The organism is Streptomyces caeruleatus, from assembly GCF_001514235.1.
In the GTDB taxonomy this organism is placed as follows: Bacteria; Actinomycetota; Actinomycetes; order Streptomycetales; family Streptomycetaceae; genus Streptomyces; species Streptomyces caeruleatus.
The window spans coordinates 239,612-255,196 of the sequence record NZ_KQ948934.1 but is presented as its reverse complement, the minus strand read 5'-3'; the positions used below and the strand labels follow the sequence as shown (position 1 = coordinate 255,196).

Annotated in this window: 14 protein-coding genes; 12 read left to right on the top strand and 2 right to left on the bottom strand. The window is 69.3% G+C overall.

Features of this window, described 5'->3' with window-relative positions:
• The first annotated feature begins 119 nt into the window (after positions 1-119).
• The 5 genes from pheS to AQJ67_RS31125 all read left to right on the top strand — a co-directional run bounded on the left by pheS (position 120) and on the right by AQJ67_RS31125 (position 7,308).
• A complete protein-coding gene (pheS, locus tag AQJ67_RS31145; RefSeq protein ID WP_062722676.1) occupies positions 120-1,241 on the top strand; it encodes a phenylalanine--tRNA ligase subunit alpha in 1,122 nt (373 codons plus the stop codon).
• Positions 1,241-3,790 (top strand): phenylalanine--tRNA ligase subunit beta, encoded by a 2,550-nt coding sequence (locus tag AQJ67_RS31140; protein WP_062722675.1) that lies wholly within the window; start codon positions 1,241-1,243, stop codon positions 3,788-3,790. Before pheS ends, AQJ67_RS31140 begins: the two co-directional genes overlap by 1 nt.
• A gap of 217 nt (positions 3,791-4,007) precedes the next feature.
• Positions 4,008-5,054, top strand: coding sequence for a PP2C family protein-serine/threonine phosphatase (locus AQJ67_RS31135; protein WP_062722674.1), 1,047 nt, complete (start codon positions 4,008-4,010; stop codon positions 5,052-5,054).
• A gap of 286 nt (positions 5,055-5,340) precedes the next feature.
• The gene (locus AQJ67_RS31130) at positions 5,341-6,681 is read left to right on the top strand and encodes an NsdA family TPR-like regulatory protein (protein WP_062722673.1); all 1,341 of its coding nucleotides are present in this window, start codon (positions 5,341-5,343) and stop codon (positions 6,679-6,681) included.
• A 96-nt stretch (positions 6,682-6,777) separates the two neighbouring features.
• Entirely contained in the window at positions 6,778-7,308 is a 531-nt protein-coding gene (locus AQJ67_RS31125; RefSeq protein WP_079056272.1) for an NUDIX hydrolase, read from the top strand.
• Here AQJ67_RS31125 and AQJ67_RS31120 read toward each other — a convergent pair.
• Together AQJ67_RS31120 and AQJ67_RS31115 are read right to left on the bottom strand one after the other, a co-directional pair.
• A complete protein-coding gene (locus tag AQJ67_RS31120) occupies positions 7,305-7,562 on the bottom strand; it encodes a hypothetical protein (protein WP_062722671.1) in 258 nt (85 codons plus the stop codon). The two genes, AQJ67_RS31125 and AQJ67_RS31120, sit on opposite strands and share 4 nt — an antisense overlap.
• Before the next feature lie 193 nt (positions 7,563-7,755).
• Positions 7,756-8,628 carry a 3-hydroxybutyryl-CoA dehydrogenase gene (locus AQJ67_RS31115; RefSeq protein WP_079056271.1) on the bottom strand — a complete coding sequence of 291 codons (873 nt, stop codon included), beginning with the start codon at positions 8,626-8,628 and terminating at the stop codon, positions 7,756-7,758.
• A gap of 217 nt (positions 8,629-8,845) precedes the next feature.
• Here AQJ67_RS31115 and AQJ67_RS31110 point away from each other — a divergent pair, with 217 nt between their 5' ends.
• The 7 genes from AQJ67_RS31110 to AQJ67_RS31085 all read left to right on the top strand — a co-directional run bounded on the left by AQJ67_RS31110 (position 8,846) and on the right by AQJ67_RS31085 (position 15,496).
• Positions 8,846-10,099 carry a glycoside hydrolase family 10-like protein gene (locus AQJ67_RS31110; RefSeq protein ID WP_062722786.1) on the top strand — a complete coding sequence of 418 codons (1,254 nt, stop codon included), beginning with the start codon at positions 8,846-8,848 and terminating at the stop codon, positions 10,097-10,099.
• A 296-nt stretch (positions 10,100-10,395) separates the two neighbouring features.
• Positions 10,396-11,565, top strand: a complete 1,170-nt coding sequence (locus AQJ67_RS31105; RefSeq protein WP_062722669.1) for a helix-turn-helix domain-containing protein — start codon at positions 10,396-10,398, stop codon at positions 11,563-11,565.
• Between the two features lie 376 nt (positions 11,566-11,941).
• On the top strand, positions 11,942-12,196 hold the full coding sequence (locus AQJ67_RS31100; RefSeq protein WP_062722668.1) for a hypothetical protein: 255 nt from the start codon (positions 11,942-11,944) through the stop codon (positions 12,194-12,196).
• Entirely contained in the window at positions 12,193-12,417 is a 225-nt protein-coding gene (locus AQJ67_RS50980) for a DUF7848 domain-containing protein (RefSeq protein ID WP_079056269.1), read from the top strand. The genes AQJ67_RS31100 and AQJ67_RS50980 overlap by 4 nt, the downstream gene beginning before the upstream one ends.
• Positions 12,418-12,428: 11 nt before the next feature.
• A complete protein-coding gene (locus AQJ67_RS31095) occupies positions 12,429-12,827 on the top strand; it encodes a hypothetical protein (protein ID WP_244190636.1) in 399 nt (132 codons plus the stop codon).
• Between the two features lie 419 nt (positions 12,828-13,246).
• Positions 13,247-13,570, top strand: a complete 324-nt coding sequence (locus AQJ67_RS31090) for a hypothetical protein (protein ID WP_159058855.1) — start codon at positions 13,247-13,249, stop codon at positions 13,568-13,570.
• 540 nt (positions 13,571-14,110) lie between these two features.
• Complete coding sequence (locus tag AQJ67_RS31085; protein WP_062722785.1) at positions 14,111-15,496, top strand: replication initiator; 1,386 nt, start codon at positions 14,111-14,113, stop codon at positions 15,494-15,496.
• Positions 15,497-15,585: the final 89 nt, after the last annotated feature.

Sequence of the window (15,585 nt, the reverse complement as noted above, 5' to 3'; positions counted from 1 at the left end):
CGCCTGCCTCAACCCCGTTAGACTCGGCCTTTGGCACCTTTGTGTCCCAAAAACCTTGGGCGTCTGTCCACGAGTCGGTACGGGGACCATCCGCCAGCCAATCGGAAGCACGGGAAGAGATGTCGGCACCGAATAAGTCGTACGACCCTGTCGAGGTCGAGGCGTTGAAACCGGAAGAGATCGAGCGCATGCGGGACGAGGCGCTCGCCGCCTTCGCCGCCGCGGACTCCCTCGACGCGCTCCAGGAGGCCAAGGTCGCCCACACCGGCGGCACCTCTCCGCTGGCGCTCGCCAACCGGGAGATCGGCGCGCTGCCCCCGCACGCCAAGGCCGAGGCGGGCAAGCGCGTCGGCCAGGCCCGCGGCGCCGTGAACAAGGGCCTCGCCGCCCGCCAGGCGGAGCTGGAGGCCGAGCGCGACCAGCGGGTGCTGGTCGAGGAGGCCGTGGACGTCACGCTGCCGTACGACCGCGTACCGGCCGGCGCCCGCCACCCGCTCACCACCCTGTCCGAGCGCATCGAGGACATCTTCGTGGCCATGGGCTACGAGGTCGCCGAGGGCCCGCAGGTCGAGGCCGAGTGGTTCAACTTCGACGCCCTGAACATCGGCCCGGACCACCCGGCCCGCGGCGAGGCCGACACGTTCTTCGTGCAGGGCCCGGACGGCGGCACCGAGTCCGGTGTCGTGCTGCGCACCCACACCTCGCCCGTGCAGATCCGCTCCCTGCTCGACCGTGAGCTGCCGGTGTACGTGATCTGCCCCGGCCGCGTGTACCGCACCGACGAGCTGGACGCCACGCACACCCCGGTCTTCCACCAGGTCGAGCTGCTCGCGGTGGACGAGGGCCTGACCATGGCCGACCTCAAGGGCACCCTGGACCACATGGTCCAGTCCCTGTTCGGCGAGGGCATGAAGACCCGGCTGCGGCCGAACTTCTTCCCGTTCACCGAGCCGTCCGCCGAGATGGACATGGTCTGCTACGTCTGCCGCGGCGAGTCCGTCGGCAACCCCGACCGGCCCTGCCGTACCTGCTCCTCCGAGGGCTGGATCGAGCTCGGCGGCTGCGGCATGGTCAACCCGCGGGTGCTCACCGCCTGCGGCGTCGACCCGGAGAAGTACAGCGGCTTCGCCTTCGGGTTCGGCATCGAGCGGATGCTGATGTTCCGCCACAACGTCGAGGACATGCGAGACATGGTCGAGGGTGACGTCCGGTTCACCCGGCCGTTCGGGATGGAGATCTGATGCGGGTCCCGCTTTCTTGGCTGCGGGAGTACGTCGACCTGCCGGCCACCGAGACCGGCCGTGACGTCCAGGCCAAGCTCATTTCCGCCGGTCTGGAGGTCGAGACCGTCGAGCAGCTCGGCGACGGCCTCAAGGGCCCGCTCGTCGTCGGCCAGGTGCTGACCATCGAGGAGCTGACGGAGTTCAAGAAGCCGATCCGCTTCTGCACCGTCGACGTCGGCCAGGCCAACGGCACCGGCGAGCCCCAGGAGCTCATCTGCGGCGCCCGGAACTTCCAGGTCGGCGACAAGGTCGTCGTCGTCCTCCCCGGCGCGGTGCTGCCCGGCGGCTTCGCCATCGCCGCGCGCAAGACCTATGGCCGCACCTCCCACGGCATGATCTGCTCCAGCAACGAGCTGGGCATGGGCGACGACGGCACCCACGGCATCATCGTGCTGCCCCCGGAGACCGAGGTCGGCAAGGACGCCATCGAGCTCCTGGAGCTCGTCGACGAGGTCCTGGACATCGCCGTCACCGCCAACCGCGGCGACTGCCTGTCCATCCGCGGCGTCGCCCGCGAGACCGCCATCGGCTACGGCCTCCCGCTGCGCGACCCGGCGCTCCTCGACGTGCCCGGCCCGAACGCCTTCGGCTACCCGGTGCAGGTCTCCGACCCGATGGGCTGCGACCGCTTCACCGCCCGCACGGTGACCGGCCTGAGCCCCGAGGCGCGCTCCCCGATCTGGCTGCAGCGCCGCCTGCAGAAGGTCGGCATGCGCCCGATCTCGCTCGCCGTCGACGTCACCAACTACGTGATGATGGAGCTCGGCCAGCCGCTGCACGCCTACGACCGGAACCTCGTCCAGGGCACCATCGGGGTGCGCCGGGCCCAGGAGGGCGAGAAGCTCGTCACCCTCGACGGCGTGGAGCGCAAGCTGCACGCCGAGGACCTCGTCATCACCGACGAGCGCGGCCCGATCGGCCTCGCGGGCGTGATGGGCGGCGCCAACACGGAGATCGCCGACCTCCCCCAGTCTCGAACGGACTCGACCGGGGGGACCCCCATGGACGTGGAGAACGCGTCCACCGAGGTCGTCATCGAGGCCGCCCACTTCGACCAGGTCGCCATCGCGCGTACGGCCCGCCGTCACAAGCTGTCCTCGGAGGCGTCCCGCCGCTTCGAGCGCGGCGTCGACCCGGCGGCCGCCGCGGCTGCCGCCCAGCGCACGGTCGACCTGCTGGTGCTACTCGCCGGCGGCACCGCCGAGGCCGGTGTCACCGAGGTCGTCGCGCCGTCCGCGCCGCACACCATCACCGTCCCGGCCGACCACCCGGACAAGGTCGCGGGCGTCGAGTACGGCCGCGAGACCGTCGTACGGCGTCTCCAGCAGATCGGCTGCGACGTGTACGGGCAGGACGAGCTGATCGTCACCGTGCCGTCCTGGCGGCCCGACCTGCTGGAGCCGAACGACCTGGCCGAAGAGGTCATCCGCCTGGAGGGCTACGAGAATCTGCCCTCCACCCTGCCCAAGCCGCCGTCCGGCCGTGGCCTCACCCACCGCCAGCGGCTGCACCGCAGGGTCGGCCGCGTGCTGGCCGGCGCGGGCTACGTCGAGGCGCCGAACTACCCCTTCGTCAGCGAGCAGGTCTTCGACCAGCTCGGCCTGGCCGCCGACGACCCGGCCCGCCGCGTCGTCAAGCTGGTCAACCCGCTCAACGACGAGGAGCCCGCGCTCCGTACGTCGCTGCTGCCCGGTCTGCTCGGTGCGCTGCGCCGCAACGACGGGCGCGGCTCGCACGACCTGGCGCTGTTCGAGACCGGCCTGGTCTTCCAGCCGCGCGAGGAGCAGCGCGTCGCCGGGCACCTGCCCGTCGACCGCCGCCCGACCGACGAGGAGATCGCCGCGCTGGACGCCGTGCTGCCCGAGCAGCCGCGCCACGTCGCCGTCGTGCTCGCCGGGGCGCTGGAGCAGGCCGGCTGGTGGGGCAAGGGCCGTCCGGCCGACTGGGCCGACGCGGTCGAGACGGCGCGCGCTGTGGCGCGGGAGGCCGGGGCCGAACTCGTCGTGCGGGCCGGGCAGTACGGGCCTTGGCACCCGGGGCGGTGCGCCGAGCTGGCGATCACCGTCGACGGCGCCGAGCGGGTCATCGGGCACGCCGGTGAGCTGCACCCGCGCGTCCTGAAGGCGCTGGGTCTGCCTGGACGTACCTGTGCGATGGAGCTGGACCTGGACGCCCTGGAGCAGGTCGGGGACGGTACGCCGCAGGCGCCGAGCATCTCCACGTTCCCGGTGGCCACCCAGGACGTCGCCCTCGTCGTCGACAAGCCGGTGCCGGCCGCGGAGGTCGAGGCGGCGTTGCGGGACGGGGCGGGTGAACTCCTTGAGGGGATCCGGCTGTTCGACGTGTACGTCAATGACGAGCAGCTGGGTGATGGCAAGAAGTCGCTCGCGTATGCGTTGCGGTTCCGTGCGGGGGACCGGACGTTGACGGTGGATGAGGCTTCGGCTGCCAGGGACGCTGCGGTTGCCCTTGCCGGGGAGCGTACGGGTGCTGTTCTGAGGGGCTAGTCGCCGTGGGGGACTGCGTGGTTCGCCGGCTGCGGGCTCGTTGTGGCTGGTCGCGCAGTTCCCCGCGCCCCTAAAGGGGCGCGTTGTAGTCACCTCACTCAATAGGGTGACTTCTCTGGGTGATCCGGTACTTCCGGGGCATCCCTCGACAGAATCGGACCGGCCTTTCGGGGTCGGTCCGTTCTGCGTTGTCAGGGCCTATTGGGGGGCCATCGGCATGTTCCGCATCAAGGGTCGGGTTCCCCGCAAGGTGCTCACGTGGGGGCTGCCCACCGCATGGGGCGCGATGGCGATCTCGTACAAGCTGGCCTGTCCGCTCGCGCGGGAGGACAGCCTCGGGGCCCGGGTCGTCACCAGCGCCGTGTTCTTCGCCGTCGGCACGGGGCTGATCGTGCATGTCCGGCAGGCGCTGCTGCGTGAGCTGCGGCAGGTCCGCAAGGTCGCCGGTGCCGCGCAGAGTGCCCTGCTGCGGCCGCCGCCCTCGCGCGTCGACGGGCTGAACGTCGCCGCCGCGCAGCTCTCCGCCGATCGCAGCGCGTGTGTCGGGGGTGACCTGTACGAGGTCATCGCCACCGAGCACGGCGTACGGGCGGTGATGGGCGACGTCCGCGGCCATGGCATCGCCGCCATCGGCACGGTCGCAGCGGTCCTCGGCAGTTTCCGCGAGGCCGTGCATGACGAGCCCCACCTGGACGGGGTGCTGCGCAGACTGGACCGGGCTCTGGCTCGGCACCTGCGTGAGCGGTCGTGCGACGAGCCGGTCTTTGAGGAGTTCGTGACCGTCCTGCTGCTGGAGATCGGCCGGGACGGCGAGATCGCTGCCCTCAACTGCGGTCATCCCTGGCCGTATCTGCTGAGCGGCACGACGGTCGAGCCCCTCGCCCGCACCGACCCCCTCCCGCCCCTGGGCCCCTTTCCGCTCCCGCCCGAACTTGTTCCGCTGCCCTGCGGCTCCCTGCTCCCCGGCGACTCCCTCGTCCTGTACACGGACGGTGTCGAGGACGCACGGGACGCGAAAGGCCGGTTCTTTACGCTCCAGACGGCCCTCGTCGAAGCCGTACGCCACCACCCGATCACCTCGCAGACGATCCTGCGCACCCTCTTCACGGCCGTCCTCCACCACACGAAGGGCAGGCAGTCGGACGACATAGCGCTACTGGTCCTACGGAACGACAGAACCCAGGTCCAGTGCAGCGCCCCGTCAGGGGCGCGGGGAACTGCGCGACCAACCACCACGAACCCACAGCCGACCAACTACCTCTAGCGCAGCTGCCCTTGGTCACCCTGCGTAGCCAGCGCGGCGTCGGGGTCGCCGTCCGCCCCGCCGCGGAGTGTCGGGCAGGCAGCTGGGCGGACGGCGCGGATGCGGGCCGCCGCACTGTACGAGGGGGAGCCGGCGGCCCGGCCGGCCTCTTGCGAGGCATTTCAGTCAACCGGTCGGAAACTCTCCGCGACAGCGCGCGCACGCTGCGGATTCGAGCACTCCGTTCACACCCCGTGTGAAGCGGTTCGCACTACTCTGACGGCACCGAGCCACCCGGGGGGCATACATGCAGCCCAACACTCTGCTCGACGCGATCCTGGACGAGGCGGGGATCTCGCACGCGGGGCTGGCCGCACACGTGAACCAGGCAGGGCGGGCGCGCGGCCTCGCGCTCAGATACGAACACACCGCCGTCGCGCGGTGGTTGAAGGGGCAGCGGCCACGCGGCCAGGTGCCCGACCTGATCTGCGAGGTCCTCGCGGGCCGACTGCACCGTACCGTCACGCTCGACGACATCGGTCTCGGCGTGCCCGGTGAGCAGTCCGCCCCGCACACCACCTCGCTGTCCGGCTTCGTCGAGCGGGCCACCGCGCTGTGGCGCTCCGACGAGCAGCAGCGGCCGCACATCCTGGGCGCGCCGGCGGTCACCGGGACGCCCGCGGTCATGCCCGTGTGGGAGTGGGAGAACCCGCCCGAGGACGTCGACGTCTCACGCGGGGGCCGGCACCGGGTCACCCCCGCCGACCTGGAGATGCTGCGCGCCGCCCGGACCCACTACGAGCAGATGTACCGCAAGGCGGGCGGCATAGCGACCCGCACCCGGATCGTCGGCTTCCTCAACTCCGAGGCCGCTCCGCTGCTGCGCGGCAGCTACACCGACGCCACGGGACGTCAACTCCACCGGGCGACAGGCGGGTTGGTGGCCATCGCGGGCATCTGCGCCTATGACTCCGACGCGCACGGCCTGGCGCAGCGCTACTTTCATCAGGCGCTGCGGCTCGCGAAGGCCAGTGGGGACCGGGGACTCGGTGCGTATGTGATCGCGCTGCTGGTCAACCAGGCCTTGTTCATGCGGGAGTTCCGGCAGGCCGTCGCCTTCGCGGAGGCCGCGCTGCGGGCCGCCGGCAAGCACATCACCCCCGCCCTCGCCTCCGACCTGTACGCGATGCAGGCGAAGGCGTACGCCCACCTCGGCGACGGCACGAGCGCCCTGTCCTGCATCCGTCGTGCCGAGCAGGCCGCCGAACGCATCCGGCGCGGATACGAACCCGACGAGACCGGCTATGTCCAGCCGGGGCTGGTCAACGTGCAGGTGGCGGAGGCGCTGCTCAGCCTCGGAGAGCTGGTGGCCGCCGGGGAGCACGCCGCGGCCGCCGTCGACAATCCGGCGCACGACCGGGGCCGGGTGCACCGGCTGGCCATGCTCAGCACGATCGAGCTCCGTCAGGGCAACGCGGACAAGGCGGTGGCCATCGCGGTGCAGATGGCCGAGCAGGCGCGGGGAATGGAGTCCCAGCGCCTGCGCGACAGACTCCGGGCGGTGCGCGAACACCTGGTGCGCAGCGGCTGCGCCGGCACGGCCGAGGCCGCCGAACTCATCGACGGCGCACTGCGCGTACCGCTGTAGGCCGGTACAAGTCGGTACAGGCCGGTACTCGAACAGCGACACCTTCATAGTCCCTGCTGCGATATTGCCACTTACTCGACGGAAGGTGGCAGAACCGTGCAGTGGACGAAACAGAACGAACAAACTGTGTATGAAAACCGCTGGTTCACCGTCAACCTGGCAGACGTGGAGCTGCCGGACGGCAGGCACCTGGACCACTTCCTCATACGGCTGCGGCCGGTCGCCGTGGCCACGGTGGTCAACGAGGCCAATGAAGTCCTCCTCCTGTGGCGCCACCGTTTCATCACCGACAGCTGGGGGTGGGAACTCGCGGCGGGCGTCGTCGAGGACGGCGAGGACATCGTCCGCGCGGCCGCCAGGGAACTCGAGGAGGAGACCGGCTGGCGGCCGGGACCCCTGCACCACCTCATGAGCGTGGAGCCCTCCAACGGGCTCACCGACGCCCGGCACCACATCTACTGGGCCGACGAGGGCGAGTACGTCGGACATCCCGTGGACGACTACGAGTCGGACCGGCGGGAATGGGTTCCGCTCAAGCTCGTCCCCGACATGGTCGCCCGTGGGGAGGTCCCGGCCGCCAACATGGCGGCCGCGTTACTGCTGCTGCACCATCTCAGGCTGGGCTAGTGCCCCACGGCCTGCCAGATCGCCACGACGAGAGCACCCACGGCGGTGAGGGCGGCGACCGCGGGCAGCGGCCAGCGCGCGTGTTCCAGTGTGCTGATCCGGGTGTTCAGCTCGTCCAGTTCCTTGGCGGTCTCCTCGGTGCGGTGCGTGAGCAGAGCCAGCCCGCCCTCCACACGGGCGTAGGCGACGTCGAGACGACGTCGTAACTCTGCGAGTTCTCCAGATACGACCGGATGCTCGGGATCGACGGTCACGAGTCCGCTCCTTTCCGTAGTGGTCTGACATCCCTTGCATGCGCAGGGAAAGTGAACTCGCCTGGTGGACGCATGGGGAGAGTGTGCGAGGGGCATATGCGAGCCCGGAGCGCACACGGTGTGTGAATGACGCGGGCCCGGCACCTTCTCGGTGCCGGGCCCGTGCGGTTGGCCGGAATCTGACCGTCTGTAATCAGCCGTAGGTGTAGAAGCCGGATCCCGTCTTGCGGCCCAGCCGGCCGGCGTCGACCATGCGCAGCAGCAGCGGGGGAGCGGCGTACAGCGGCTCCTTGAACTCGTCGTACATGCTCTGCGCCACCGAGGCGACCGTGTCCAGGCCGATCAGGTCGGACAGCTTCAGCGGGCCCATCGGGTGGGCGCAGCCGAGTTCCATGCCGTTGTCGATGTCCTCGCGGCTGGCGATGCCCGACTCGAACATCCGGATCGCGGAGAGGAGATAGGGGATCAGCAGCGCGTTCACGACGAAGCCGGAGCGGTCCTGGGCGCGGATCGCGTGCTTGCCGAGCAGCTTCTCGGCGAAGGTCTGGGCGCGGGCGATCGTGCCCTCGGAGGTGGTGAGCGCGGGGATCAGCTCGACGAGCTTCTGCACCGGGGCCGGGTTGAAGAAGTGGACGCCGATGACCTGGTCGGGGCGCGAGGTGGCGACCGCGAGCTTCACCAGGGGGATCGAGGAGGTGTTGGAGGCCAGGATGGCGTCCGGGCGGGTCACGACCTGGTCGAGGACCTGGAAGATCTCCGTCTTCACCTGCTCGTTCTCGACGACGGCCTCGATCACCAGGTCACGGTCGGCGAACTCGCCGAGGTCCGTGGTGAAGGACAGCAGGGCCTGCGTCTCGTCCCGCTCCGCCTCGCTGATCTTGCCGCGCTCGGCGGCCTTGGCCACGGAGTTGAGCAGCCGGGTGCGGCCGATCTCCAGGGCCTCGCCGGTGGTCTCGGCGACCTTCACGTCCAGCCCGGCGCGGGCGCACACCTCGGCGATGCCCGCTCCCATCTGGCCGCAGCCCACCACGCCGACGCGTGCAATATCTCCGGAGATGCCGGTCACATCGTCCCCTTCGCTGATCCACGACTGCGGCAGGTCCGCCGTTGTTCGGCGCCTGCTCCAAACCTGCACGTTACCTTCGGCGAAGCTTGATCGATCGTTCGGGTGCCTCATGAAAGGCTGTCGCCGGACGGGTCCGGAACGCGCTGATCTGTCATGGGGTGGGCCATTGACCACGGCACACGGAGGTACGAAGAAGATGCTGCACCGGAAGTCCCGGATGTCACGACGGGCGTTCACGGTGACCGCCCTGTCGGCGCTCGTGGCGTCAGGCGGCGCGATGGCCGCCGGTTCCGCCATGGCGGGCGGCAAGGACCACCACCGGCGACGCGCGACGCGGGAGATGCGCGGCGTGTGGATCGCGACCGTGGCGAACCGGGACTGGCCCTCCAAGCAGGGCCTGACCGCCGACGAGCAGCGCGCCGAGCTGATCGCCCACCTCGACGCGGCGGTGGAGTCCCGCCTGAACACCGTGGTCTTCCAGGTGCGGCCCACGGCCGACGCCCTGTGGCCCTCGCCGTACGAGCCCTGGTCGCAGGTCCTCACCGGCACCCAGGGCGAGGACCCCGGCTGGGACCCGCTCGGCACGGCCGTCGAGGAGGCCCACGCCCGCGATCTGCAGCTGCACGCCTGGTTCAACCCGTACCGCATCGCCAACCACACCGACCTCGGCAAGCTGGCCGCGTCCCACCCCGCCCGGGAGCACGAGGACTGGGTGGTGACGTACGGCGGCAAGCTCTACTACAACCCGGGGCTGCCCGAGGTCCGCGAGTTCGTGCGGAAGGCGATGCTCGACGCGGTGGAGAAGTACGAGATCGACGCGGTCCACTTCGACGACTACTTCTACCCGTATCCGGTGGCCGGCCAGACCTTCGACGACGACGAGGCCTACGACCGCTACGGCGGCGGCTTCTCGGCGCGGGCCGACTGGCGGCGCGACAACATCGACAAGCTCGTCACGGAGATGGCGGCCGGCATCCGCAAGATCCGGCCCAGCACGGAGTTCGGCATCAGCCCGTTCGGCGTGTGGCGCAACGCCGGCACCGACCCGCTCGGCTCCGACACCCGCGGCGGGGTGCAGACGTACGACGACCTGTACGCGGACACCCGCACATGGGTCCGCGAGGGCTGGATCGACTACATCTGCCCGCAGGTGTATTGGTCGGCACACCCTCTTGACCAGCAGGTTCCGGCAAATTATTCGGTCCTGGTGCCCTGGTGGTCGGAGGTGGCGCGGGGCAGCCGGACGAAGCTGTACGTCGGTGAGGCGCTGTACAAGGCCGGGGACCCGGCACAGCCTGCGGAGTGGCAGGACCCGGCCGAACTCTCCCGGCATCTCACGCTGGCCGCAAAGTGTCCGGAGGTGCGGGGGCACGTCTTCTTCGCTGCCAAGGAGGTCGGGGTGGACCGGATCGGCGCGATGGCTCGCGTAGTCGCCGATCACTACCAGCAGCCAGCGAGGGTGCCGAGATGACGGACGGCGGCAACACGGGACTCGGTGATCCCTACATCGAGTTAGCCAAGCTCCTTGAGCAGCACAGCGAGCAGGAGCAGGCTCACATACGAGGGGCGCTGTTCAGAGCTGAGGCATTTCCCAGGCAGGAACGCGCAGAGCCGGGGGAGGTTACTCCGTTGCCTCAGAGAAGACCCGGGGCTGCTCCCATCAAGGTTGTTGTGAGAAGGCAAGAGTCAAAGCCGTCCTGAAGCCGTGACAGGCATGCGAATGGCCCCTCCGTTTCCGCAGGGGCCTTTGCGTCGTACGCTCGGTGCATGAGTACTGCCGGGCAGAGGGTCAAGGAAGTCCGCAAGCGTCGCGGACTGTCTCAGCGTGAGTTGGCGGACGCGTCGGGCGTGTCACTCTCGACCATCCGGAAACTTGAACAGGGCGAGCGAGAGACGGCACGGCTTGAGACGCTGCGCAAGCTGGCGCACACGCTACGGGTGCCGACTATGCGCCTGGCTCACGGTCGCAACCCGGAGGACCCCGACGCGGGGACCGTGGACCGTTGGGAGGCTGTCAGGAACGCCCTGGAGCGTCCGCCCGTTGTGCTGGGGCTGGACGATGAGGTGCCGACTGTCAGTGGCGTACGGGCCGCCCTGCGCGAGACTGAGCCGCTGTTCTCGGGCGACCAGTTCGCCGCGCTGGCCGTGCTGCTGCCCCCGCTGCTGCGAGATGCCGAAGCGCTTGGGCCGGAGGGGCGAAGCGTCCGTGTACGACTCTTGCAGCTTGCCGGATGGCTCATGGTCCAGACCCGGCAGTTTGGGGCCGCTGAGACGGCCCTGGAGCGAGCCTTGGACGATGCGGCGGACCGTATGGAGGGCGCGGCCACTGTCAACACATTGTGCTGGCTGCTGCTACGTCAGGGCGAGTTGGGCAAGGCGTACGACCTGGCCGTGAAGTGGGCCGACGAGACCGAACCCCGTATGTCCCGCGCGACCCCGGCCGAGTTGTCCACGTGGGGTTGGATGCTGTTGCGGGTGTCTGCTGCTGCCGTCCGTAACTCGCAGCCTGGAGAGGCTGAGGACGCCTTGAGGTATGCCACGGCGGCAGCTATCGCCCTGGGGCGGGAGTATGCCCCGGAGAACGATTTTCTCCGTACCTTCGGGCCGACGACCGTCAAGCTCAAAGCCGCCGAGAACGCTGGTGTGATCGACCGGCCTGACATGGTGCTCCGCATCGCTGAGCGGGTACCAGTGTTCAGCCTCAAGCCCACGTCGAACAATCGAAACCGTCATCTGTTGGACGTCGCCGACGCGTACGCCAAGACGGGCAACTGTGCCGACGCGTTCGAGAAGTTGGAGCAGATCAAGGCGGGCAGTCCCGAGTGGCTACCCAACCAGCGCTATGCCCGTGACGTTCTCGGACGGGTGATCGGTGGGCGCCGGACCTTGACAACGGAGATGCGGACGATGGCCGACGCCGTGGGCTTGCCGCTGTAGCCCGCGTGGCACTTCCTGCTAACGGATTGTCGAAGTGCCACAGACACCGCGTAGTGCGCCGTTTCATGGTGGTGCCCTCGTCCAGATGAGGGGATAGCGACGGTGACCACCAAGACACAGAGGCCGACACCGAGGCGCGCAAGCGGGTGGAAGGTGAGCGTGTGACCTCGCCCAGGACGTACCCGAGTCCGCCCGTTGAACTGCCGCTGAGGCTCGATGGCACCCCGAAGTCCGCGCCGGATTGCGACGTGTGCCAGGCGTTAGATAGACAGCGTTCGGAAGCACGCGCCAAGGGCGACATGTCCAGGGTCTCGGACTGCAACATCGAGCTCCGGAACCACCCGCACAGGGGCAGGGGGCGGCGCCCGTGAACCCCATGGTCAAGCACAAGAGCACGCGTGCTGAGGCGGATCACACGGTGGCGTTATTGCGGGCGGCCCTGGAGCGCGCCGGAATTCCCGAATGTGAGGCTGCGCGGGTGCGTGCCTTGGTGATCGGGGGGCGTGCGCATGTGGGGATCGGGGCGCTTCCGGTCGGTTCGGCGGTGAAGCTGTCGAACGCGCTGTCCCTGGCTCTCGTCAAGGGCGACGTAGACGACAGCTCGGCGGCGCCTGCGGAGGTGACGGGATGAGCCGTGCGGTGCTGCGGTTCGTGCCTCACACGATCAGGCATGCCCCAGATCTTGAGTCGAGTCGTGAGGCCTTCTGCGTCTCTGGTGAGTGCAATGAGGTTTCCGGGGCTGGCGACGAAGACGCCGTTCAGATGTGGTGCCTTCGCCACACCGGCCGTACTGGCCATGACACCTTCCGGCGTGTGTTCACCGACCATGCTCGCGTCGTACGGGACGGCTGATGCGACAGTGCATGGCCACGGCCGAAGTGCCTTCCGGTCCGCTACTGTTGGCGATTCTCGCCGGACAGGGGCGGGTCTCGGACGGCGAACTTGTCGACGTACCCGAGACGGCCCGTTGTGAACTCGGCCTGTGGCACGGAGACGAACACGCCGCCTTCGTGTGGGACTGGGAGCACAAGCCGACAGACGCCTTGTGGGCTCGCTGGACACCGGATGGAACGATGCGGTTCGAGTCGCTGACGCACTGCGAGGCCGAGGGCGGAGCGGACGGCGACGCGTGCACGCTCTACCGGGACCACTCCCGCGACCACTCGTGGAACGTGGTCGATCCCGAGATGGAGTCGTTGCGCCGACGGGTCCTCGCGGAGAACGCCGGATTGCTCGCGTGGCTCACCCGGAAGCGAGAGTAGGCGCCCTGGCGCTCGTGGTCCCTGAGCAATGCTCCCGGCGCGCTGGGCGACGGCGAAACAGAACTCAGCGCATTAGCTGCCCCGTCTGGAACTCTCCTCCCTTGTAGGGCGCGGCGGGCTCTTCGCTGTCTGTGCGTGTGGTGCCGTGATGCCGCGCTTGGGCACGCCGCCGGCCGTAGAGGCTTTGGGCGGGAGCTGCCATGGGGCGAGTGAACAGGGGGCCTTACGCTCGCCAGCGGATCGGGCAGGTTTTTGGAGCCTGCCCGCAATAGCCCGATCGGCCCCCTGTTCTTAGAGGCTCGCTCCATGGTGGCTGCCTAAAGCCTCGTAGGCCGTCGGCCCCCAGCCCAGAGGGTGTGTCTTTCCCCCGTCGCGTCGGCGTGGGGCATGGCTGTGTTCGTTCGCTCAGTGAGGTGTGTATGAAGCGTTGTGATGACTGGTTCGCGCCCCCGCCGCAGATGCAGACCTCGGCGTGCCGCCTGGCGGGAGTGGAGTTGGACATCGACTTGAAGTTGGTGTTGCGGTGCGAACTGCGGGCGGGACACGAGAGTTCGGACCATACGGCGGGGATCGTGGAGGCCCAGGATGAATCGGGCCGTATGACCTGGGTGTCGTGGCGCTCCGGGGTGGAGATGCGTGAGACGTGCCCGGTGTACCGGCCTGGGGATGAGGACCACATGGACGATGCGTGCGGCCTGTTCGCGGGGCATGAGGGCGAGCATGTCTGGCCGGAGCTGGGGTGAGTGCTGGCCGGTGAGGGCGCCGTGGTCCGGTCGGTGGCCGTGGTGCTGGAAGCCGTGAGCAACGGGCCTGAGTCCACGGGAACAGAGCGAGTGAGGCGGGCTGTGGGGAAGTTGGCTCACTTCATGGCGTCGCCCTGGTCCGCGCGCCGGGGCGGCGGCGCCCCGGACCGGACCGGCCGAAGGCCGCATGCCGGGCCGGGGTGCGGCAAGCCGCCCCGGCGGCGCGCCGAAGGCGCGCCTTCAAAGAAGTGAAGACAACTTACGCCACATGCTCCCCACCTACGTCTGCTCCGCATCCCGATGAGAGCACAGCCCGCGACGCAACCGGCTGCCCAGCTCACGCGAGATCACCGCATCCAGACTGGGCGCACGCTCATCCGGATAAGTGGTTGACCTTGAGGCGTCGATGGGTGACGATCTCCATCCCGACTCATCCGGATAAGTGGATGGGTCTGTGCTCTGGAGGTGCCTGTGCTCAACCCCTCACGCGACGTGACCACCCCGCAGAACCGCTCCACCGACCCGGAGCGGGAACGGAGCCTGCGGCTGCTCTCCGACGCCGATCGTGACCTCACCCGGCTCGTCAACGATCCGAAGTTCTCGCGCTGGCTGGCACAGATCAAGGCCATCGGGGGATGCGCGCACCCCATCTATCTGTCCGGCTCCACGCTCACCCTCAACCCTGGAACCGGTGAGGTGGTCTCCTCCTACTCGACCGCCGACGAGCCCGGTGAGCGGCTGGCGGTGCGCTGTGGCAACCGGCGCGTCTCGGTGTGCCCGACGTGCTCATACCTGCACGCCGGGGACACCTATCAGCTGGTGCGTGCGGGCCTTTCGGGCGGCAAGGGCGTGCCCGGCGCGGTGACGGAGCGTCCCCGTCTCTTCGTGACCCTGACGGCCCCTTCGTTCGGACCGGTGCACCACGCCCTCGACGGCACGCGCTGCCGCCCGCGCCGGGATGGTCCGGTGTGCGAGCACGGCAGGCCCCTGGGCTGCGGACGTATCCACGGCGAGGATGACCGCCTGGTCGGGCTGCCGCTGTGCCCGGACTGCTACGACTACGTGGGCCATGTGCTGTGGCACGCGCACGCCGGGCGGCTGTGGAACCTGTTCACCACCGCCGTGCGGCGACGCCTGGCCTCAGCCGGGGGCATGCCGCGCTCCAAGCTCCGTGAGCACCTGGTGGTGTCCTTCGCCAAGGTCGCCGAGTACCAGAAGCGCGCGGCGATCCACTTCCACGGCGTGGTGCGCCTCGACGGCCCGGACGGCCCCGCATCGGCCCCCGCCTCCTGGGCGAGTGAAGAGCTGCTGACCGATGCCGTCACACGTGCGGCGGCGTCCACCTTCGTCACGGTCCCCGAGTCGGACGCCTACGGCACCGAACAGCTCGGCTGGGGCGGACAGTTCGACGCGCGACCCATCCATCCCACCCCCGATAGTGACGGGCCGTCAGGGTCGGCGGTCGCCGGATATGTGGCCAAGTACGTCACCAAGGGGGCGGCCGAAACCGGCGCCGGGCTGGACTACCGCATCACCACCCCGGACGACATCCGCGCGGCCGTCGTCACCGCCCACATACGGGCACTAATGACCACCTGCTGGCGCCTGGGCAGCCTGGCCGAACTGGAACATCTTCGGCTGCGCAGGTGGGCTCACAGCCTCGGCTACCGGGGCCACATCCTCACCAAATCCCGCCGCTACTCCACCACCTACGGCGCACTGCGTGCCGACCGCGCCGACCACCGACGGGGCGGCCCGCCGCCGGGAGCGGACACGGTCACGGAATCCGCCTGGCGCTTCGCCGGATCCGGCTACACCCCTGCCGAATCAGACTTCGCCGTCGGCATAGCCGAAGACCACGCCATGAACCGCCAACTGGCCAGAGAGGCATGGGAAGACGCTCAGCAGTGGGGGGAGTGGCTGTGAGTGACACGAGGAAATGGAGGCAATCGCAGCCCGGCGATGAGATCTCAGCCCCGCGAGCCGTCGAGTGGCGTGAACACGTGACGGTACGT

What these genes read in the sequence shown, in the direction of transcription:
- pheS (WP_062722676.1), top strand. Translation starts at nt 120, where the DNA reads ATGTCGGCACCGAATAAGTCGTACGACCCTGTCGAGGTCGAGGCGTTG.
- AQJ67_RS31140 (WP_062722675.1), top strand. Translation starts at nt 1,241, where the DNA reads ATGCGGGTCCCGCTTTCTTGGCTGCGGGAGTACGTCGACCTGCCGGCC.
- AQJ67_RS31135 (WP_062722674.1), top strand. Translation starts at nt 4,008, where the DNA reads ATGTTCCGCATCAAGGGTCGGGTTCCCCGCAAGGTGCTCACGTGGGGG.
- AQJ67_RS31130 (WP_062722673.1), top strand. Translation starts at nt 5,341, where the DNA reads ATGCAGCCCAACACTCTGCTCGACGCGATCCTGGACGAGGCGGGGATC.
- AQJ67_RS31110 (WP_062722786.1), top strand. Translation starts at nt 8,846, where the DNA reads ATGTCACGACGGGCGTTCACGGTGACCGCCCTGTCGGCGCTCGTGGCG.
- AQJ67_RS31105 (WP_062722669.1), top strand. Translation starts at nt 10,396, where the DNA reads ATGAGTACTGCCGGGCAGAGGGTCAAGGAAGTCCGCAAGCGTCGCGGA.
- AQJ67_RS31100 (WP_062722668.1), top strand. Translation starts at nt 11,942, where the DNA reads ATGGTCAAGCACAAGAGCACGCGTGCTGAGGCGGATCACACGGTGGCG.
- AQJ67_RS50980 (WP_079056269.1), top strand. Translation starts at nt 12,193, where the DNA reads ATGAGCCGTGCGGTGCTGCGGTTCGTGCCTCACACGATCAGGCATGCC.
- AQJ67_RS31095 (WP_244190636.1), top strand. Translation starts at nt 12,429, where the DNA reads ATGGCCACGGCCGAAGTGCCTTCCGGTCCGCTACTGTTGGCGATTCTC.
- AQJ67_RS31090 (WP_159058855.1), top strand. Translation starts at nt 13,247, where the DNA reads ATGAAGCGTTGTGATGACTGGTTCGCGCCCCCGCCGCAGATGCAGACC.